At 72.0% G+C, this 19,313-nt stretch carries 16 protein-coding genes; 7 read left to right on the top strand and 9 right to left on the bottom strand.

The window, feature by feature from the left end; all coding sequences use genetic code 11:
* The first annotated feature begins 63 nt into the window (after positions 1-63).
* Positions 64-711 carry a DUF4142 domain-containing protein gene (locus tag D9V36_RS27965; RefSeq protein ID WP_129296176.1) on the top strand — a complete coding sequence of 216 codons (648 nt, stop codon included), beginning with the start codon at positions 64-66 and terminating at the stop codon, positions 709-711.
* A 143-nt stretch (positions 712-854) separates the two neighbouring features.
* Positions 855-2,327 carry a DUF1996 domain-containing protein gene (locus D9V36_RS27960; protein WP_129298739.1) on the top strand — a complete coding sequence of 491 codons (1,473 nt, stop codon included), beginning with the start codon at positions 855-857 and terminating at the stop codon, positions 2,325-2,327.
* Between the two features lie 403 nt (positions 2,328-2,730).
* On the opposite strand, the gene D9V36_RS27955 is transcribed toward D9V36_RS27960, so the two are convergent.
* Positions 2,731-3,543 (bottom strand): PucR family transcriptional regulator, encoded by an 813-nt coding sequence (locus D9V36_RS27955; RefSeq protein WP_241721070.1) that lies wholly within the window; start codon positions 3,541-3,543, stop codon positions 2,731-2,733.
* A 566-nt stretch (positions 3,544-4,109) separates the two neighbouring features.
* Here D9V36_RS27955 and D9V36_RS27950 point away from each other — a divergent pair.
* The 3 genes from D9V36_RS27950 (at position 4,110) to D9V36_RS27940 (ending at position 7,577) form a co-directional block, all read left to right on the top strand.
* Positions 4,110-4,859: a hypothetical protein gene (locus tag D9V36_RS27950; RefSeq protein WP_129296175.1), complete on the top strand. Its 750-nt coding sequence runs from the start codon at positions 4,110-4,112 to the stop codon at positions 4,857-4,859.
* Entirely contained in the window at positions 4,856-6,409 is a 1,554-nt protein-coding gene (locus tag D9V36_RS27945; RefSeq protein WP_129296174.1) for an NADH-quinone oxidoreductase subunit NuoF family protein, read from the top strand. Before D9V36_RS27950 ends, D9V36_RS27945 begins: the two co-directional genes overlap by 4 nt.
* A gap of 211 nt (positions 6,410-6,620) precedes the next feature.
* Positions 6,621-7,577: an SCO0930 family lipoprotein gene (locus D9V36_RS27940; protein ID WP_129296173.1), complete on the top strand. Its 957-nt coding sequence runs from the start codon at positions 6,621-6,623 to the stop codon at positions 7,575-7,577.
* Here the strand turns inward: D9V36_RS27940 and D9V36_RS27935 are convergent.
* The 4 genes from D9V36_RS27935 to D9V36_RS27920 all read right to left on the bottom strand — a co-directional run bounded on the left by D9V36_RS27935 (position 7,561) and on the right by D9V36_RS27920 (position 11,605).
* The gene (locus tag D9V36_RS27935; RefSeq protein WP_129296172.1) at positions 7,561-9,135 is read right to left on the bottom strand and encodes a sodium:solute symporter family protein; all 1,575 of its coding nucleotides are present in this window, start codon (positions 9,133-9,135) and stop codon (positions 7,561-7,563) included. The two genes, D9V36_RS27940 and D9V36_RS27935, sit on opposite strands and share 17 nt — an antisense overlap.
* Entirely contained in the window at positions 9,132-9,365 is a 234-nt protein-coding gene (locus D9V36_RS27930) for a DUF3311 domain-containing protein (protein ID WP_129296171.1), read from the bottom strand. Before D9V36_RS27930 ends, D9V36_RS27935 begins: the two co-directional genes overlap by 4 nt.
* A 32-nt stretch (positions 9,366-9,397) precedes the next feature.
* Positions 9,398-10,183 carry a class E sortase gene (locus D9V36_RS27925; protein ID WP_129296170.1) on the bottom strand — a complete coding sequence of 262 codons (786 nt, stop codon included), beginning with the start codon at positions 10,181-10,183 and terminating at the stop codon, positions 9,398-9,400.
* A 69-nt stretch (positions 10,184-10,252) separates the two neighbouring features.
* The gene (locus tag D9V36_RS27920; protein WP_241721069.1) at positions 10,253-11,605 is read right to left on the bottom strand and encodes a DUF445 domain-containing protein; all 1,353 of its coding nucleotides are present in this window, start codon (positions 11,603-11,605) and stop codon (positions 10,253-10,255) included.
* Positions 11,606-11,888: 283 nt separating this feature from the next.
* Between D9V36_RS27920 and D9V36_RS27915 the strand changes: the two genes are divergently transcribed.
* A complete protein-coding gene (locus D9V36_RS27915; RefSeq protein ID WP_129296168.1) occupies positions 11,889-13,199 on the top strand; it encodes an SGNH/GDSL hydrolase family protein in 1,311 nt (436 codons plus the stop codon).
* A 25-nt stretch (positions 13,200-13,224) separates the two neighbouring features.
* Here the strand turns inward: D9V36_RS27915 and D9V36_RS27910 are convergent, their stop codons facing one another.
* The 4 genes from D9V36_RS27910 to D9V36_RS27895 form a co-directional block, all read right to left on the bottom strand.
* Positions 13,225-13,926 (bottom strand): DUF1707 SHOCT-like domain-containing protein, encoded by a 702-nt coding sequence (locus D9V36_RS27910; RefSeq protein ID WP_129296167.1) that lies wholly within the window; start codon positions 13,924-13,926, stop codon positions 13,225-13,227.
* Positions 13,927-14,019: 93 nt separating this feature from the next.
* On the bottom strand, positions 14,020-15,069 hold the full coding sequence (locus D9V36_RS27905; RefSeq protein WP_241721068.1) for an ABC transporter ATP-binding protein: 1,050 nt from the start codon (positions 15,067-15,069) through the stop codon (positions 14,020-14,022).
* 79 nt (positions 15,070-15,148) lie between these two features.
* Positions 15,149-15,913 (bottom strand): ABC transporter permease, encoded by a 765-nt coding sequence (locus tag D9V36_RS27900; RefSeq protein ID WP_129298736.1) that lies wholly within the window; start codon positions 15,911-15,913, stop codon positions 15,149-15,151.
* Positions 15,914-16,007: 94 nt separating this feature from the next.
* Positions 16,008-16,805, bottom strand: a complete 798-nt coding sequence (locus D9V36_RS27895) for an ABC transporter permease (protein WP_241721067.1) — start codon at positions 16,803-16,805, stop codon at positions 16,008-16,010.
* Positions 16,806-17,093: 288 nt separating this feature from the next.
* Between D9V36_RS27895 and D9V36_RS27890 the strand changes: the two genes are divergently transcribed.
* Positions 17,094-19,298, top strand: coding sequence for a transglycosylase domain-containing protein (locus D9V36_RS27890; protein ID WP_129296165.1), 2,205 nt, complete (start codon positions 17,094-17,096; stop codon positions 19,296-19,298).
* Positions 19,299-19,313: the final 15 nt, after the last annotated feature.

Raw genomic sequence — 19,313 nt, 5'->3', positions numbered from 1 at the left:
CGCCGGAGTGGTGCGGCACTTAGCGTCCGGTGGGATTCCAGTAGTGACGAACCGGGAGGCCGTGTGCGGTCCATCCTCAGCAATTCCGCAACATCCGGGCGGACCATCGCCACCGGCCTGGTGGTTGCCGCGCTCGTGGCCACGCTCGCGGCGCTGCTGCTGCCCGTCCAGCTCTTCGGCGAGTCGGCGGCCGCGGCGACCACCACCCTGTCGTACGACGACGACGGCGGCGGCACGGTCGAGACCCGCTACGGTCCGCTCACCGCGATGGACCGGGACTTCGTACGCAAGGTCAAGCTGGCCGGGCTGTGGGAGCTGCCCTCGGGCCGGATGGCGCAGCAGCGCGGGACGACCGCCGCCGTCCGCACGGCCGGCAACCACCTCGTGGCGGGGCACACCGAGCTGGACCAGCGGTCGAACGAGGCCGGGCGGGCGCTGGGCATCGACCTGCCCACGGAGCCCAACGTCGCCCAGCAGGGCTGGCTCGGGCAGCTCAAGGCCGCCCAGGGCAAGGAGTTCGACGCGACGCTGGCCGAGTTGTTGCGCCGGGCCCACGGCAAGGTCTTCGGGCTGGTGGCCCTGGTCCGCGACCAGACCAAGAACACGATGGTGCGCGCCCTGGCGGACCGCGCCAACGACGTCGTGCTGGACCACATCACGGTCCTGGAGAAGACCGGGAACGTCGACTTCAACACTCTGCACAGCAGCTGATCGCAGGCAGTCCCCGGTTCCTGCGGATCCGCCCACAACCCCTGTGAAACCGACCAGGACGACACCCCTCACATCGGACGAAGCGAAGTGATCTCATGAGGCAACGGCAACAGGCCCATAAACGCTCGCGTTTGACGAACAGAATGCTCATCGGCGCGACCGCCCTCCTGCTGGGCGGCGGCGGGCTGGCCGCCTACGCCACCACGGCGCTGGCGGGCAACCAGACCACCCCCGGCACGGCGTCCGGCCATCAGCACACCGCGTCCGGCATCACCATCTCCTGCCCCGATGTGGGCGAGCGCCTGCGGACCGTCCCGCACAGCGCCCAGCTCCCGGTCTCCAAGGGGCTGTCCGCCCTCGACAAGCAGGTGCACGACGCGTACCACCAGATGATGGGCGGCAGCGGCAGTGCCGTCATGGCCCCGCTCAAGGCGCAGCGGGAGAAGACCATCAGGATGATGGTCACCGCGATCGCCAAGAACACCAAGCGTCCCGGCTATCTGATCAAGATGAGCGGCTGCACCACCAAGCCCGTGACCGAGGGCGCGGGCGCGGGCGGCAACGACGCCACGAAGACCGTGAAGGAGGGCTGGTACCAGGGGCAGACCCCGAACCAGACCCAGGGCGGCCAGCAGGGTCAGCAGCAAGGGCAGCAGGGCCAGGACCCGAACCAGCAGGACCCGAACCAGCAGGGACAGCAGGGCCAGAACGGCGGCCAGCAGGGCCAGGCCGGCGGTCCCTCCCCCGACGACTTCGTGGACATCACCACCGTCCAGCCGAATGCGGACGCCCCGCCGTTCGCCGCCCCCAAGGGAGGCAACGCCTCGACGGGCACCTTCACCACCGAGTGCGGGCGCAACGAGGACGGCCACTTCAACTCCGACAACGTCATCGTGACCCCGGGGGTCAGCAACGGCGCCCACCACACCCACGACTACGTCGGCAACAAGGCCACCGACGCCTTCGCCGACGACAACAAGCTCGCCGCCTCCGACACCACCTGCAACAACGGCGACCAGTCCACCCACTACTGGCCCGTGCTGCGCAAGCTGGACGGCGCCGCGGAGCAGAAGCCGGGCGCCGCACAGGACGCCAACGTCGGCACGACCCTGACCCCGGCCACGGTGACCCTGAAGTTCCGGGGCAGCCAGGTCGGCCAGGTCGAGGCGATGCCCCGCTTCATGAAGATCATCACCGGCGATGCCAAGGCGTTCACCAACGGCACCAAGAACGCCAACGCCTCCTGGAGCTGCACCGGCTTCGAGGACCGGCAGCTGAAGGACAAGTACCCGCTGTGCCCCAAGGGTTCCCAGGTCGTGCGGACCTTCGCCTTCCAGAACTGCTGGAACGGCCGGGACATCGACAGCGGCAACCACCGTGACCATGTGGCGTTCTCGGACCAGAACGGCGTCTGCCCCAGCGGCTTCAAGGCGATCCCGCAGCTCACCCAGCGGATCACCTACGACGTCCCGCAGGGCGACAGCTTCGCGGTGGACAGCTTCCCCGAGCAGCTGCACAAACCGGTGACCGACCACGGCGATTTCATCAACGTGATGCCGGACCAGCTGATGAGCAAGGCGGTCGACTGCATCAACAGCGGCCGCAACTGCACCTGAGACCGACCCCGGTGAGCCCTGAGCCCCTTGGGGGATCTTCCCCAAGGGGCTCACTCGCGGGCCGTGGTGGGGGTGGCGGCGGTGGGCTCGGTGGGCGGTGGTCCGTGTGGGATCGGTGAGCGGTGGCCAGTGGCCGGTGGCCGGTGGTCGCGGCGCTTGGTCGTGGACCGTGGCCGTCTCCCTAGGGGCCGCCGCCCGAGGTCGTGCCCCTGGCCCACGGCGTACGGCCCACAAGCACAACGGGCCACGCCTCCCCCGGCGCACGGCAAAGCAGCGGCCCCGTCCCGGATGTCCGGGGATCGGGGCCGCTGCTCGGCGCCGGGTGGCTGTCGCTGTGCCGGAAGGCCCCCACCGTTCCGGCCGGCCGTCAGCTCAAGGGGCGCGGTGCTTCATCCGCCGGTCCTCAAAGACCGTTGACGCGGGCCTCACGGGCCATGCCCAGCGGGCGTATGGACGAGGCGACGGCCCGTGCGCGGCGGCCGGCCCGTGCGCGGTAGCTGCGGACGTGCGCCATCAGGCGGCGGCTGCGCAGCGCCATCTCCAGCTCGAAGCGGGTGCGCGGATCGCGCAGCACCGGGCCGAAGAGCTTTTCGATCTGACGCAAACGGTAACGGACCGTCTGGGGGTGCACATGCAGCAGTTTGGCCGCCTCGGGGGCACCGCCGCCCTCCAGCCACGCCAGCAGCGTGACTTCGAGCCGTTCGCTCTGCCGGGGCGTCAGCTCCTCCAGCGGGCCCAGCCAGCGGGAGGTCAGCGCGTCGGCCAGCGACTCGTCCTGGAGCAGCAGCAGCGCGGAGAGGTGGTCGTCGACGAACGCGGGCCGCGACTCGGGGCCGACCCGTCCCGGGGCCAGCGTCAGCAGATACCGGGCCCAACGCAGCGAGGACGCGGTGTCGGTGGCCGGTACGACGTGTCCGACCGCGGCCGGCCGTCCCTTGAGCGCCGCCTCCAGGCGGGCCCGGGTCTGGGTGGCCGGGTCGGGGACGAACAGGCAGGTGTATCCGTCGACCGAGCCGATGAGAGCGTGCCCGAGTGCCGCGGCGAGCTGGGCGGCCTCGGCGGGTGTGGCGAGGACGACGGCCTGGAGGGTGTCGGGGATGGGCCAGCCGGCCTCACGGGACAGCTCGGTCAACCCCTTCTCCGGCAGCTCCCGTTGTCCGGCAAGGACGTCGAACAGGTCCTGGCGGGCCCGGGCCACCGGCATCGGAGTCACCACGGACGGTACTGCCCGAGGTTTACTCTCCGACTCTTTTTGGTACCCAAGAACTGTCAGCAAGGCCTGTTCAAGTGCCCATTGTGCCTCTTCTACGGGAGTATCCCCGAGAAGTGCGGACAATGCGGGAAATCCGCGTTGCAACTCTGCGACCAACTTGTCTGCGAGATCCGGAAGTTCATTTCTGACTACCCGGTTCCACTCGCCTCGTGGACGCGACCAGATGCGGTTCAGGAGATCACACATCGCTACCTCGATCCTGGCGGGGATGGGGCCGTTACTGGGGATTGGCGCCCCTCCGGGCGCCTGAGTCGGCATCATCCGGAGTCACCCCGCGGGACCGCGATGCCAGTGCAGGAATTTGTCACAGCGCGATAAACCTTACGAAAGCTTGAACGCGTTCGGAGATGCTTTTACACATCCGGATTACGGCCCTGCGTATCCGACCGGTTACAGAATGTTTAGTGTTACCGGGGGTCACCCGAACAAAAGCCCCGGGCAAATTACGCCCCCGGGAGATTTCATCGAAATTCGCATCCCGCACCCGCGCCCTGACACCGGGAGGTCCGATGTCCGCACCGCGTATGCAGAGCCGCCGCGCCGCGCACCGAGCCCGGCCCTCGCCGTTCGTGCCCCGCCCCCGGCGTCCCCCGAACGAACCCGGGCCGCCGGCCCGCCGACCGGCCGGCGGCTTCGCCGGAACCGCCGTGCTCCGCCCGGCGCTTCCGGCCGCACTGCTGCTCTTCCTCGCCGTCGTGCTGCGCTCCGGCGCGATGGACGGCGTACTGAACTTCCTGGACTTCGGCGCCGGGGTGCTCGCGCTGGTCTCCCTGTCGGTCACCGTGCTGTGGGGCCTGGCCGCCACCGACCGGATGGTGCTGAACTCCGGCCACCGGCTGCTCGCCCAGGCCGTGCACCGCGGCACCGGCGTCGCCGGCCTCGGCTTCCTCGGCCTGCACATCTGGATCAAGGTCACCGAGGGCCACACCGATGCGATGGCCGCCGCGGTGCCCTTCACCGATGGCGCCCGCCCGGGCCTCATCGGCCTCGGCACCCTCGCCGCCTATGTGTTCATCGCCGTCGCGGTGACCGGCGCGGTGCGCGGCGCCTTCACCGGCATCACGGCCTCCCGGTGGTGGCGGGGGCTGCACATGAGCGCGTACGCCGCCTGGGGGCTGGCCCTGGTGCACGGCCTGCGGGCGGGCCGTCCCGCGGCCGGCTATGCCCTCGTCGGCTATGCCATCTGCCTTGTCGCGGTGGCCGTACGACTCGCGCTGCGGATGCGCGACTCACGCAGGAACACAGGAGAACTCCCATGACCGCCCCCGCCCCCACCCGCCCGCTCCCGGCCGTTCCCGGCCCCGCGGAGCCCGTGCCGACCCTGGCGTCCTTCGGCCCGCCCCGCCTGCTGGCGGGGCTCGACGAGATGCCGCGCATGGGCCGGGTGGCGCATCTCGCCCGTCACGGCGGCCTGCCCCAGCTCAGCTCCACGGAGCTGGTGGCGCTCGCCGAGGACATCGACCTGCGCGGCCGGGGAGGTGCGGGCTTCCCCTTCGCCCGCAAGCTCACCGCCGTCATGGACGGGATGCGCAAGGCCGACGGCAAGGGCGCGGTGGTCGTCAACGGCAGCGAGGGCGAGCCCAGTTGCCTCAAGGACACCGCGCTGCTGCTGCACGCCCCGCACCTGATGCTCGACGGCGCCCTGCTGGCCGCCGACGCGCTCGGCGCCCAGGAGGTCGCGATCGGCGTGACCCGCATGGACGTGCTGAACTCCGTGCAGAGCGCCATCGACGAACGCGGCCCGGTGCGGCCGACGTTACGGGTCACCCTGCTGACCGAACGGTTCGTCACCGGCGAGGGCTCCGCGATGACGAACGGACTGGGCGGCGGCGCCGGCCTGCCCTCGGGCCGCAAGATCCGCTCCAGCGAGCGGGGGCTGAACGGTGTGCCGACGCTGCTGTCGAACACCGAGACCTACGCCCAGCTCGCCGTGGCCGCCCGGCTCGGTGCACTCGGCTACCGCACCACGGGCCTGCCCACGGAGCCCGGCACGCTGCTGCTGACGGTCGCCGGCAGCCGGGTGGTGGAGGTGCCCTACGGCGTCTCGCTGGCCCGGGTCCTGGCGCTGTGCGGCATGGACCAGGGGCAGGGCGTGCTGATCGGCGGCTACCACGGCACCTTCGTCTCGCCCACCGACGCGCTGACCGCGAACCTGTCGAAGGAGTCGCTGGCCGAGTACAACGCGGTGCTCGGTGCGGGAGCGGTACTGCCGCTCCCCCACGACACCTGCCCCGCCGGCGAGACGGTACGCGTCGCGCAGTGGATGGGCGCCGAATCGGCCGGCCAGTGCGGCCCCTGCGTACTGGGCCTGCCCGCGCTCGCCGAGCAGCTCGACCGCGCCGTACGGGGCGGCGGCGCCGCCGCCCTGGAAGCCGTCCAGGCGCGGATGCGGGCGGTCGAGAAGCGCGGCGCCTGCAGCCATCCGGACGGCACCGCGCGCTTTGTCGCCTCGGCTCTCGCCGCCTTCCCCGAGGAGTTCGAGCGGCATGCGCAGGGGTTCGGATGCGGCCGCCCGGTGACCGGCGCGCTGCCGGTCACCGGGAGCCGGCCGCTGCCGTCCACCGTCCCCCAGCCGGCGCCCGCGCCCTCCCGGGCGGCCGCGCCGCCGCAGGAGCGGCTGCTGGTCGACTGGACGCTGTGCCGCGGCCACGGCCTGTGCGCGGATGTGGTGCCCGGCATCATCAAGCTGGGCCCGGACGGCTATCCGGAGAAGGCCAGCATGCCGCTGCCGGCCCGGATGCGGCGCCGTGCGCAGCTCGCGGTGCGCCGCTGCCCGGCGCTCGCGCTGCGGGTGCAGGGCGGCAGCTGAGGTGCGGGTGCGGGGCGCCAACAGGGGCGTGGGGCAAGGTTTTTGCCCGCGGAGAAAATTCTTCGGCTCCGTTGAACGCCCGGCACCCCGTAGCGCGTATTCCCCCGGCGACGGCACCCCGCCGGGGCCCCGGGCCGCATCGGCGCCCGGGCCACCGTCCCAGCCTTCACCCCGTCAAGCGACACACTCACCAACCGACCAAGGAGACATCATGAGCACTCGACGTCGTGCGGGTCTCGCGGCCGCGGCGGTCGCCACCCTGGCGCTGACCGCCGCCTGCGGCAGCAGCACCGAACAGAGCGCCGGCACCGCCACCACCGACCACGTCCAGCCCGCCGGGCAGGGCACCAGCGACTACGGCTACGGGTCCTCCGGCGGCGCGGGCGGCGCCGGAGGACAGGCGGGCGGCGACACCGGCGGCAACGCCCCGCAGGCCGCCCCCAGCGCCGGCAAGCTGGCCCTGCACCAGGACACCGAGCTCGGCCCGGTCGTCACCGACGCCAAGGGCATGACCCTCTACCGCTTCGACAAGGACACCGCGGACCCGTCCAAGTCCAACTGCTCCGGCTCCTGCGCCACCACCTGGCCGGTGGTCCCCGCCGACGGCGCCACCGCCCCGGCCGGTATCGACAAGAGCAAGCTGGGCTCGGTCACCCGCGCCGACGGCACCAAGCAGCTCACCATCGGCGGCTGGCCCGCCTACCGCTACGTCAAGGACACCAAGCCCGGCGACACCAAGGGCCAGGGCGTGGGCGGCACCTGGAACGCGCTGGCCGCCGACGGCAAGAAGGCCGGCGCGCAGAAGCCCGGCGACGTCTCGGTGTTCGACCACCCGCAGCTCGGCTCGATCCTCGTCGACGGCGAGGGCCGCACCCTCTACCGCTTCAACAAGGACAGCGCCTGGCCGATGAAGTTCGGCTGCAACGACGCCTGCCTGGACACCTGGAAGCCCGCCAAGCCGGCCGACCGCTCCAAGCTCAACGGCATCGCCCCCAAGCTCATCTCCACCGTCACCCGCCCCGACGGCACCCGCCAGCTGGCCGTCGACTGCTGGCCGGTCTACTGGTTCACCGGCGACAAGGAGCCCGGCGACATCAACGGCCAGGGCAAGATGGGCCTGTGGTTCGCGGTCTCCAAGGAGGGCAAGAAGATCACGACGACGCCGTAGGGCCGGCCGCCCCGTCCCGCGGCAGTCCGCCGTCCCGGGGGAACTCGTCGTCCAGCGCCAGGACCTCGGCGTCCGGCCTGCCGTCCGCATCGCGCGGCCCCAGCCAGGTGACCCCGAGCGCCACCGCCACATTCACGGCGAGCGCGACGATCCCCGCGTTCATCCCCCCGACCGGGTCGTGTCCCCCGAAGACCAGGACACAGACCAGAGCGAAGCCCGCCACCAGGCCGCTCACCGCGGCGCGAAGCGTCAGCCGCCGCCACACCAGCCCCAGCAGCAGCATCGGCACGAGCTGTGCCATGCCCTCGTACGAAATTAAGGACAGCCGGACGAGGGTGTCGGGGGCGGTGTAGGTCAGCGCCAGCGCAAGCGCCCCGGCCACCACCACGACCACCTGCGACCACAGCTTCTGCCGCCCGCCGTCCGTCCGCCGCCCGCCGTCCCCGGAAGCCTCCCCGGCCCCGATGTCCACCTTCGCGCGCGCCCCCAGCACGCTCCTCCCCCACATCGTGCCGATGACCAGCATGAACACGGCCATCGGCACGATGGAGGAGAGAGCTGCGGCCACCCCGGTCAGCCCCACGGCCCAGGCCGGAAGGGAGTCCACCACCAGCTTGAACAACGCGAGATTGGAGTCCGCGCCCACCAGTCCGGGCACCACGAACAGCGCCGCCATCCCGAGCAGCATCGGCACGAACAACAGCACGTTGTAGAAGGGGAGATAGAGCGCGTTACGGCGCAGCACCTCGGCGTTGCGGGCCCCCAGATAGCCCGCCACGGTCGTCGGGAAGATCACCACCGTGAGGGAGTTGACGACGGTGGTGGTGATGAACCAGACCGGACCCAGCCCGCCCGACGCATGGCCGGGGAAGGTCAGCCACTGCGGCTTCTCGGCGGTGATCCGGTGCAGGAAAGGCCCGTAGCCGCCGAAGTAGTGCAGCGGCACGTACACCGCGAGGAAGCCGAGGGTGGCGATGACGAGGACGTCCTTGAGCACCGACACCCAGGCGCTGCCGCGCAGCCCGCTGATCACGACGAAGCCCGTGGTGACGGCGAAGGCTATGAAATAGGCCCAGTTGAGGCTGATGGCGCCGTAGGAGATGGTCGAGACGACCACGCCCATGCCGGTGATCTGCAGCTGGATGTACGGCAGCAGGCAGACGGTGGCGAGCACGGCGACGGCGGCGCCGAGCCAGGGCGCCCGGTAGCGGTGCGCGACCATGTCGGTGATGCCGACCAGCCGGTGACGGCGTGCGTAGGCCCACAGCATCGGCCCGACGACGTACCCGAGCGCATAGCCGCAGGACATATAGGCCAGGACGTAGAGCACCGGGGCGCCGAAGTTGTAGCCCCAGCCGGCCGCGCCGAGGTAGCTGAAGCTCGTATAGCTCTCGCCCGCCATCAGCACCCAGATGAAGACGGTCCCCAGGCTCCGGCCGCCCACCGACCACTCGGCCAGTCCCCCGCCGGAACTCCGGCCGCGCACCGCGAGCAGGCCGAGGGCGACGGTGAGCACCATGAAGCCGCCGAATATCGCGGTGGACACCGTGGCGTTCATCCCCGGCCCCGCTTCAGGTCGCCGCGCCGCGCCAGCCCCACCGACAGCGGGGTCGCCAGCGTCGCCACCAGCATCCAGAAGAACAGGAACGGCAGGCCGAACACCGTCGGTGTCACCCGGTTCGCCAGTGGCAGCACCGCCAGGAACAGCACATACGGCAGCAGCAGCCACAGCAGCGCGGGGCGCCTTCTCGAACCCGGGGATCGCCCGCCGGTGGTCTCGTTTCGCACGGGGGAAGAGCCTAGGCGACCCACGCCCGCCCTCACCGGGACTGTGTCGACCGCAACACGCCCCAGACCACCAGCCGGTAGGTGGAGGTGTACTCCGGCGTACAGGTCGTCAGGGTCAGATAGGAGCCGGGCGCCGTGAAGCGGTAGGCGGGGTGCGCGCTGCTGTACGGGACAGCGGCGAGGACCGTGCCGTCGGCGGGCGTGGTCCGCGGCAGGGTGCGTCGGACCACATAGGTGTAGCGGGCCTCGGCGGTGTCGAGGAGGACGGTGTCGCCGGCCCGCAGCCGGTCGAGGCGGCGGAACGGCTCGCCGTGGGTGTTGCGGTGCCCGGCCAGCGCGACATTGCCGGCCTCACCGGGCTGGGCGCTGTGCGGATAGTGGCCGACGTAGCCCTTGTTGAGGACCGCGGCCTTGCCGACGCCCTGGGCGACGGGGGCGGTCAGGCCGATCCGCGGGATGCGCAGCACGGCGTACGCGGCGTTGCGCGGCGGCGGGGGCCGCCCTGCGGTGCGGCGGCCGGGTGCCAGGGACGACGGGCCGCCGCGCACGGTCCGCGCCGCCGCCCCGTCGTCCGCACCGGGCACCGGGGGCACGGCGGATGACGGCGGCCGGGCGTCCCACGTCCGCTCCAGCCGGTCCACCTGGTCGTGCGCCGCGTCCCGCGCCTGACGGTTCGTCCACCACAGCTGGTGGGCGACGAGCAGCAGCAGGACGGCGCCGAGCGTCACGGCCAGCTCGGCCCCCGTCCACAGCGCCCGCGCGGCACGGGAGCGACGGGCGCGCCGCCCCTGTACGACTACCGGTATCCGCTCCCGCACGCGGGCACCGTAAGCCCTGCGGGCCGAAGTCGCCAGGGACGGCGCACGGCCCTTCTCCCGGGGAGGGGGTCAGCCGCCGAAGGCCTGCGAGACGGCGTAGATGGCGAGGCCGGCCAGGGCGCCGACGACGGTGCCGTTGATCCGGATGAACTGCAGGTCACGGCCGATGTGCGCCTCGATCTTCTTCGAGGTGTGCTCGGCGTCCCAGCCGGCGACGGTGTCGGTGATCAGGGAGGTGATCTCGCGCTGATACGTCGTCACCACGTAGACGGCCGCGTTCTCCAGCCAGCCGTCCACCTTGTCCTGCAGCCGCTTCTCGCCGGCCAGCCGCCGGCCCAGGGACAGCAGCGCCGCCCGCACCCGCAGCCGCAGTTCGCTGCGCTCGTCCTCGGCCGCCGCGACGATCATGGCGCGCACCGAGCCCCAGGCCGAGGTGATCAGATCCTGCACCTCGCGGCGCCCCAGCACCTCGGACTTCAGCCGCTCGACCTTGGCCCGGGTGTCCGGGTCGGACTGCAGATCGGCCGCGAAGTCCCGCAGGAAGCGGTCGATCGCCCCGCGCGCCGGATGCTCGGGCATGTCCCGCATCTCGGTGACGAAGCGCATCAGCTCCTTGTAGACCCGGTCGCCCACCTTCCGGTCGACGAACCGCGGGGTCCATCCGGGCGCGCCGCCGGAGACCGCGCTCATCACGGAGTCCCCGTGCTCGACCAGCCAGTCGTGGACGCGGGCGACGAGCAGGTCCACCACCCGCCGGTGGCCGCCCTCGGCGACGATCTTCTCCAGCATCGCACCGATCCCGGGCGCGACCTCGTAGGCGTCGGCGCGGCGGGTGATCGCCTCGCCGACCACCGCCTGCACATCGGAGTCGCGCAGCACGGCCAGCGCGCCGCGCAGCGCGGTGGACAGCTCGGCGGTGACCCGGTCGGCGTTCTGCGGCTCGGCGAGCCAGCCGCCGACCCGGCGGCCGATGCCGACGGAGCGCAGCCGGCGGCGGACGACCTCGCCGGAGAGGAAGTTCTCGCCGACGAAATCACCCAGGCTCCGACCCAGTTGATCCTTTTTGGTGGGGATGATGGCGGTGTGCGGGATCGGCAGCCCCATCGGCCGCTTGAACAGCGCGGTGACCGCGAACCAGTCGGCCAGCGCACCGACCATTCCGGCTTCCGCGGCCGCCGCGACAAACCCGGTCCAGCCGCCCGCACCGGAGGCCCCGGCCCATTTCGCCAGGACGTAGACCAGGGCGACGGCCAGCAGCAGACCGGTGGCCGTCGCCTTCATCCGGCGTACGGCGCGCCGGCGCTCCTCGTCGGCGGCGCCGTACGCGAAGCCGCCGCCCGGTGCGGTCCGGCCCGCCGGCGCCGCTCCCGGCTCCGGCACGCGCTCCGCTCCCGGCGCCGCCCCGGCATTTGTGCGTTCCATCCGCTCCACCGCTCCCACCGTGCCCCCGCCATCCCTCCGGACCGACCCGTGCCGCACACCCGGCCGCCCGTCCGGCCATATATCCCACTGTGACCTACTCCCGGAACGCACCACGAGTTCCCCGCGTCCATGCCAGGGAGGCATCGAGCGGGGCGCCGGGCGGCGCCCCGGAGGTCCGTGGGATCATGATGGATCGATCGGACCGCAACGGTGCCGCTGATCATCCGCTGCCCTTGCCCGCCCGGAGCGTGCAGCTCCGCTTTACCCAGGAGACCCCTCCCGCATGAAGAAAAGTGTGGGTTACTCCCTGCTCGCCGGTCTGGCGGCAGTGGTGGTGCTGATCTCGACCGCCATATTCGTCGGCTTCGGCGGCGACGACGGCGGCCCGGACGATTCCTCGCACAAGCCGCGCGACCCCGCCGCACCGGCGGTCTCCGGGCAGTGGGTCGGCACCTGGTCGGCGGCCGCGGCGGCGGCCGAGCCCGGCACGCTCAACGGCTACGCGGGAATGTCGATACGCAACGTCGTGCACACCAGCGTCGGCGGGGCGGGCGTGCGCATCCAGCTCTCCAACCTCTACGGCACCCGTCCGCTGGTGGTGAGCCACGCCACCCTGGCGCTGGCCGCGGCCCCCAGCAACCCCACGGCCGCGAGCGGCACCATGCGGCGGCTGTCCTTCAACGGCAAGCCCGCGGTGACCATCCCGGCGGGCGGCGCGGTCACCAGCGACCCGACCCGGCTGAAGGTGCCCGGCGACGCGGACCTGCTGGTCACGACGTACTCCCCGTCCCCCTCGGGGCCCGCCACCTACCACCCGTACGCCCGGCAGACCTCCTACCTGGCGCGCGGCGACCGGGCCGAGGACGCCACCGGTGCGGCCTACACCGAGCAGAGCCCGTACTGGCGCTATCTGACCGGTGTGGACGTGTGGAGCACCCAGGCCCACGGCTCCGTCGTGGCGATCGGCGACTCGATCACCGACGGCATCACCTCCACCGCCGGCGCCAACCACCGCTGGACGGACTTCCTCGCGGCCAGGCTGCGCAACGAACCCGGCGCGCCCCGCTACGGCGTCCTCAACCAGGGCATCAGCGGCAACCGCCTGCTGGTCAACGGCTCCAGGTTCTCCCCGAACAACGGGCCCAGCGTGCTCTCCCGCCTGCAGCGCGACGCGCTGTCGCGGACCGGGGTGAAGGCGGTGATCGTCGAGATCGGGCTGAACGACCTGTTCAAGACCCCGCGCCAGCTCGACCCGCAGAAGATCGTGGCGGGCATGCGGGAGATCGTCCGGCAGGCGCACGCCCGCGGTCTGCGTGTCACCGGCAGCACCCTTAGCCCGTTCGGGGGGCACCGCGGTTACTCCAACGTGCTGAATTCGGTGCGCGAACAGGTCAACCGCATCGTCCGCTCCGGGACCGTCTACGACGAGGTCGTGGACTTCGACAAGGCGCTGCGCGACCCGTCGGCGCCGGGGCGGCTGCGGCCCTCCTACGACTCCGGGGACCATCTCCACCCGAACGACGAGGGCTTCCGGGCGATGGCGAACGCGGTGAACCTCGCCCACCTCAAGCTGGCCGCGCCCGCCGCGCTGTGACGCGAACGGCGCAGGGGCCGCCGCCTCAGTCCAACTCCTTGCGCGGGTGACCGTCGAGGCGGCGCTGCTCTTCCTTCAGGCGGCGCTGCTCCTCCTTCAGGCGCCGCTTCTCGGCCCTCGGCAGCTTCCGCTCGACACCGACGCCGCCCATCATCGCCAGGCCCCTGACGATCACCCGGGGCGCGCCGGGCTCGCCCGGCGCGCCCTCCTCGCGCGCGTCGAAACCGCCCATGATGCCCACGCCGCGCACCTCGACGTGGACGCCCGGCGGCACCACGACGTTCACCCCGCCCATGAGCACCCAGCAGCTGACGACGACCTCGGACCCGGCGAAGTCCGCCTCGCGCAGATCGATCTCGCCGCCGCCCATGAGGCAGGCCGCCGTGAAGCGGCGCCCGATCGTCCACCGGCCCTTGCGCTGGAAACCGCCCAGGAAGGCCAGGCCGACCGACGAGCCCTCCGCACCGTCCACGATCCGCTCCGCCCACGGCGCGGGGGCCGCGCTCTCCTTGCGCAGCGACAGCGGTGCCGGGGCCGTCGCACCCACCGGCAGATCGGCGGTGAGCACTTCCAGCTCCCGGTAGGTGCGGGCCCGGTACGCCGCGTCCAGCCGCTCGTCGAACTCCTCCATCGCCAGCCGCCCTTCGGCGACGGCGTCCCGCAGGATCTCGGCGACCCGCTCTCGGTCGGCGTCGGAGGCGCGCAGCGCCGGGAGCTCTTCAGTCATACGGACACATTAGAGCGCCGACTACCTGAAGCCCCCGTTCCGCCCGGTATCCGCCCGGATCCGGCCGCCGCATACAGCCAAAGCTTCGACACGTCAGAGGGCAGGGCCCCCGCTCCGCCCGGTTTCCGGCCGTTTTCCCCCGCTCGCGTACAGCTCGGCGATCAAGGTCTCGATGTCCGGTTCCCGCACCGACAGATCCACCAGCGGATAGCGCGCGGCGACCGCGGCGACCAGCGGGGCCGCGCTCTGCGACGCCGGGAACGCCAGCCACTGCCGGGGCCCGTCCACCTTGACCGTACGGGCGCCCGGTACGCCCTCGATCGGGGGCAGTTGCCGCGCCAGGTCCACCACCAGCGTCCGCTCGCCGTCCCCGGCCGCCCGCAGCCCGTCGAGACCGCCGTCGTAGACCAGCCTGCCGTGGTCGATGACCATCACCCGGCGGCACAACTGCTCGATGTCGGTGAGGTCATGGGTGGTCAGCAGGACCGTGGTGCCCCGCTCGGCGTTCACCTCGCGCAGGAACCCGCGCACCTTCGCCTTGCTGACCACGTCGAGGCCGATGGTCGGCTCGTCGAGATACAGCACTTCGGGGTCGTGCAGCAGCGCCGCCGCGAGATCGCCGCGCATCCGCTGCCCCAGCGACAGCTGCCGTACCGGTACGGCCAGCAGCGGGCCCAGGTCCAGCAGCTCGGTGCAGCGCTCCAGGTTGGCGCGGTAGACCGCGTCCGGGACCCGGTACATCCGCCGCACCAGCTCGTAGGAGTCCTTGAGCGGCAGGTCCCACCACAGCGTGGTGCGCTGCCCGAAGACCACCCCGATCCGGCGGGCGAGCCGGGTCCGCCCGCGGTCGCGGCCCGTGCGGAGACCGGACCCCGGGGACGGGTCGATGCCCGCGATCCGCAGCCGGCCGCCGCTGGGCACCAGAATGCCGGTCAGCATCTTGATCGTGGTGGACTTCCCGGCGCCGTTCGGGCCGATGAAGCCGACCATCTCGCCGCGCGGCACCCCGAAGGAGATGCCGTCCACGGCCCGGACCTCCTGCCGCACCCGCCGCAGCCGGCCCGCCTTGCGCCGCACCGAGAAGACCTTCTCCAGGCCGTCGACCTCGATCAGCGGCGCCGCTTCGGCGGTTTCGCTCACCACGCGCGTCCTCCTCTTCCCTCGTCCGGTTCCCGATCCCGTTGCCGTCGCCGCCCCGCCCCGTCCCGGACGTGATGCCCCGTCAACTGCCCGTGCTCCGGTACGCCCGGAGCCCGAGCCGCCACGCCAGCCCGGCCCCCGTACACATCAGCGCCGCCACCACGGGCCCCAGGAAGTCCACCCAGCCCGGCAGCCCCAGCGGATCGGGGCGGCCCAGCAGCCGCAGCGCGGGCAGCCAGTTCACGAACGCCAGCGGGACGAGGAAGGTGACCCCGCGCACCAGCTCCTTCGCGAACACCGTCGGCGGGTACTGCAGCATCGCGTGGCCGCCGTAGGTGAAGGAGTTCTGCACCTCGGCCGCGTCCTGCGCCCAGAACTGGAAGGCGGCGCCCGCCGTGAAGACCGCCGCGAAGATGGCCGTTCCGCACACCGCCATCAGCGGCACCATCAGCACCCGGCCCACCGTCCACTCCACCGGGAGCTGCGGCAGCGACCAGCCGAGCACCAGCAGCGCCTGGGTGAGCCGGCCCAGCCTGCGCAGCGCGAAGCGGTCCGCCGCGACCTGTGCGAAGACCGGCGCGGGGCGCAGCAGCAGGACGTCGAGGGTGCCGTCCCGCACCCGCCGGCCCAGCCCTTCGATGCTGCCCAGCAGCAGGTCCGCCAGGCCCAGCGAGACCCCGGACGTCCCGTACAGGAAGGCCACTTCGGGCAGCGAGAACCCGCCGAGCGCGTCGATCCGCGAGAACATCAGCATGATCGCGACGAAGTCCAGCGCGTTGGCCGCGAAGTTGCCGAACGCCATCATCAGGAACGAGGCCCGGTAGGCGAGGGCGGAGCGCATCCACATCCGCACGATCAGCCCGTACGCGAAGATCCCCTGAGCGAGGCGGCCCCCGCTGCCTCCGGCCCACTCCCCCGGCCCGCCGCCAGGGGGTGTCTCCCTATCCACCGTGCACCACCACCTTGCGGGTCGCCGCCGACTGCACCAGCCGTCCCAGCGCCAGCAGCGCCACCGCCCACCCGGCCTGGAACACCAGCCCCCGCAGCAGCGCACCGCCGCTGCGCGCGCCCACCAGCACATCGGCCGGCACCTGCAGGACCGCCGCCCAGGGCAGCAGCTGGGCGACCTCGCCCAGTGCGCCGGGGAAGACCCGCAGCGGCAGCACCATCCCCGAGAAGAACATGCAGGCCAGAGAGCTGATCAGGGCCAGCCCCGTGCCGTCGAGGAGCCAGAAGGAGGCCAGAGCGACGAGGTAGCGCAGCGTGAAACTGACCAGCACCCCGAGCAGCACCGACAGCAGGAAAGCGCCCCAGGTCAGCGCATCGCCGGGCAGCGCGAGCGGAAAGGCCAGGGCACCCACCGCCAGCGGCGCCACCCCGCGGCCGACCAACTGCAGCCCGGCCCGCCCCAGATCCGCGGCGAGCCACCACAGCTGCAGATCCGCGGGCCGGTAGAGGTCCACGGCGATGTCGCCGGTGCGGATCCGCTCCTGCAGCTCCTCCAGACCGCCGCTGCCCATCAGCCCCGTACAGGCCAGCAGCGCCTGCCCGGTCCAGACGAAGGCCAGCGCCTGCGCCTGGTCATAGCCGCCCAGCTGCGGCCGCTCGTCCCACAGGGCGATGTACGTGAAGGCGACGATGAAGCCGAAGACGGTATTGGTGAACACGCCCGCCACGGTGGCGATGCGGTAGGTGGCGTACCGCCGGAAGCTGCCGGCTGCCACCGCGGCGTACCACACGACGCGTTTCCCCCAGCCCCGTAGTCGTCGGACGGCCAAAGCACCGGAGCCTAGGCCCCCCGCAGGGCAACCCGCCATCGCTTTATCACCGCTTCGGGTGAGCCGTGGGCGCCGTTCGGCCGGTCAGCTGGCGGACTTCGGTGCGCGCCACCCCGCCGGGCCGGGGCACATGATGCGAGAGTTTCCCCACGGGCGGCAGTTGCTCCGGCGGCATCCCGCGCGCATCCCCCGACACGACACGACCGCCGCGGTACAACCTTCGGCGGCGGCCGAGGAGTCCATACCGACATGAGCGGACAACGCACAGGCTGGCGCCGTGTCCTCCCCACCTGGCGTGCGGTGCTGGGCACCGTGCTGCTGTTCCTGCTGCTCGTCGTCGGCGGGCTGGTCGCCGGCTATCTGCTCGTCGGGATCCCGCCGGCCAACAGCGCCGCGAAGGCCCAGAGCACCGTCTACCTCTACTCCGACGGCTCCGAGCTGGCCCGCGACGGCGAGATCAACCGGCAGAACGTCACCCTCGGCCAGGTCCCGAAGGCCGTCCAGCAGGCCGTACTCGCCGCCGAGGACCGCGACTTCTACGCCGAGTCCGCGGTCGATCCCGCCGCGATGCTCCGCGCCGCCTGGAACACCGTCACCGGCAAGGGCAAGCAGTCCGGCTCCACCATCACCCAGCAGTACGTGAAGAACTACTACCTCGGCCAGGAACAGACCGTCACCCGCAAGGCCAAGGAGTTCTTCATCGCCATCAAGCTGGACCGCGAGGTGAGCAAGGACAGGATCCTGGAGGGCTACCTCAACTCCAGCTACTACGGCCGCAACGCCTACGGCATCCAGGCCGCCGCCCAGTCCTACTACGGCCGTAACGCGGAGCAGCTGACCACCGCCCAGGGCGCCTACCTCGCCACCCTCCTCAACGCCCCCAGCGCCTACGACATCACCGCCCACCCCGGCAACCGCGCGCGGGTGCTGGCGCGCTGGAACTACGTCCTGGACGGCATGGTCAAGCAGAAGTGGCTCACCAAGGCCGACCGGGCCGCGCTGGAGTTCCCCCTGCCCAGGCCCGCCAAGCCCTCCACGGGGCTGTCCGGCCAGCGCGGCTACCTCGTCGAAGCGGTCAAGAACTACCTCACCGACAACCAGATCCTCGACGAGGACACCCTGCGGACCGGCGGCTACCGCATCACCACCACCATCAGCAGAAAACGCCAGAACGCCTTCGTCAAGGCGGTCAACACCCGGGTGATGGACCGCCTCGACGACTCCCGGAAGGCCGACCGCTACGTCCGGGCCGGCGGCGCCTCCATCGACCCCGCCAGCGGCCGGGTCGTCGCCCTCTACGGCGGCATCGACTACGCCAAGCAGTTCGTCAACGGCGCCACCCGCAGCGACTACCAGGTCGGCTCCACCTTCAAGCCGATCGTCTTCGCCTCCGCCGTGCAGAACAACTCCACCACCCAGGACGGTGAGCGGATCACCCCCAACACCGTCTACGACGGCACCAACAAGCGGATGACGGTCAGTCACGGCACCCGCACCGGCTTCGCGCCCGCCAACGAGGACGACCGCTCCTACGGCCCGATCACCGTCAGCGAGGCCACCGACAAGTCCGTCAACGCCGTCTACGCACAGATGGGCATCGACGTCGGCCCCGCCAAGGTCAAGGCCACCGCCGTCGACCTGGGCATCCCCGCGGACACCCCCAGCCTCGCCTCGTCCCAGGGCGCGATCTCGCTGGGCACCGCCACCCCCAGCGTCCTGGACATGACCCAGGTCTACGCCACCCTCGCCCACCACGGCAGCCACCGGCCGTACACCCTGGTCGACAAGATCACCAAGAGTGAGCAGGAGGAGATCGAGCTGCCCGAGCGCGAGGAGACCACCGCCATCCCGCGCGCCGCGGCCGACACCACCACCTCGGTCCTGCGCAGCGTCGTCGACGGCGGCACCGGCACCGCGGCCCAGGGCGCCGGGCGGCCCGCGGCGGGCAAGACCGGCACCGCGGAGGACGACAAGGCCGCGTGGTTCGCCGGCTACACCCCCGATCTCGCCACCGTCGTCGCGGTGCTCGGCCAGAACCCGGAGAGCGCCGCCCAGGAACCCCTCTACGGCGCCGGCGGGCTGGCGCGGGTCAACGGCGGCGACTACCCCGCGCAGATCTGGGCCGACTACACCGCGGCCGCGCTGAACGGGCGCCCGGTCCGCGATTTCGACCTGCAACTGGAGGAGGGCGCCGAGCCGGTGTCGCCCTCGCCGTCCGGCAGCGACTCGGCCTCCCCCGACGTCTCGGGCTCACCGTCCGAGGACCCGACCGGATCCACCGTCCCCACCCCGCCCACCGGCGCCCCCACCCGGCCGACCGGCCAACCGCCCACCCCCACCCCGCCGGCCGAACCCACACCGACCGCGGAGCCCACCCACGACACCCCGACGTACGAGCCCCAGAGCGACGACCTGGAACAGCGGCTGCGGTGGCGGTGGGGCGAGGGCGGGTAGCGGAGGCGGGCCGGG

Origin of the sequence: Streptomyces lydicus (genome assembly GCF_004125265.1) — a bacterium.
Classification (GTDB): Bacteria; Actinomycetota; Actinomycetes; order Streptomycetales; family Streptomycetaceae; genus Streptomyces; species Streptomyces lydicus_C.
This window is presented reverse-complemented; position numbering and strand designations above follow the sequence as displayed.

Excerpts from the sequence above, each read along its gene's own strand:
- D9V36_RS27910 (WP_129296167.1), bottom strand. The coding sequence starts at position 13,926 with ATGACTGAAGAGCTCCCGGCGCTGCGCGCCTCCGACGCCGACCGAGAG.
- D9V36_RS27915 (WP_129296168.1), top strand. The coding sequence starts at position 11,889 with ATGAAGAAAAGTGTGGGTTACTCCCTGCTCGCCGGTCTGGCGGCAGTG.
- D9V36_RS27960 (WP_129298739.1), top strand. The coding sequence starts at position 855 with ATGCTCATCGGCGCGACCGCCCTCCTGCTGGGCGGCGGCGGGCTGGCC.
- D9V36_RS27890 (WP_129296165.1), top strand. The coding sequence starts at position 17,094 with ATGAGCGGACAACGCACAGGCTGGCGCCGTGTCCTCCCCACCTGGCGT.
- D9V36_RS27950 (WP_129296175.1), top strand. The coding sequence starts at position 4,110 with ATGTCCGCACCGCGTATGCAGAGCCGCCGCGCCGCGCACCGAGCCCGG.
- D9V36_RS27920 (WP_241721069.1), bottom strand. The coding sequence starts at position 11,605 with ATGGAACGCACAAATGCCGGGGCGGCGCCGGGAGCGGAGCGCGTGCCG.
- D9V36_RS27900 (WP_129298736.1), bottom strand. The coding sequence starts at position 15,913 with ATGTGGATGCGCTCCGCCCTCGCCTACCGGGCCTCGTTCCTGATGATG.
- D9V36_RS27935 (WP_129296172.1), bottom strand. The coding sequence starts at position 9,135 with ATGAACGCCACGGTGTCCACCGCGATATTCGGCGGCTTCATGGTGCTC.
- D9V36_RS27940 (WP_129296173.1), top strand. The coding sequence starts at position 6,621 with ATGAGCACTCGACGTCGTGCGGGTCTCGCGGCCGCGGCGGTCGCCACC.
- D9V36_RS27945 (WP_129296174.1), top strand. The coding sequence starts at position 4,856 with ATGACCGCCCCCGCCCCCACCCGCCCGCTCCCGGCCGTTCCCGGCCCC.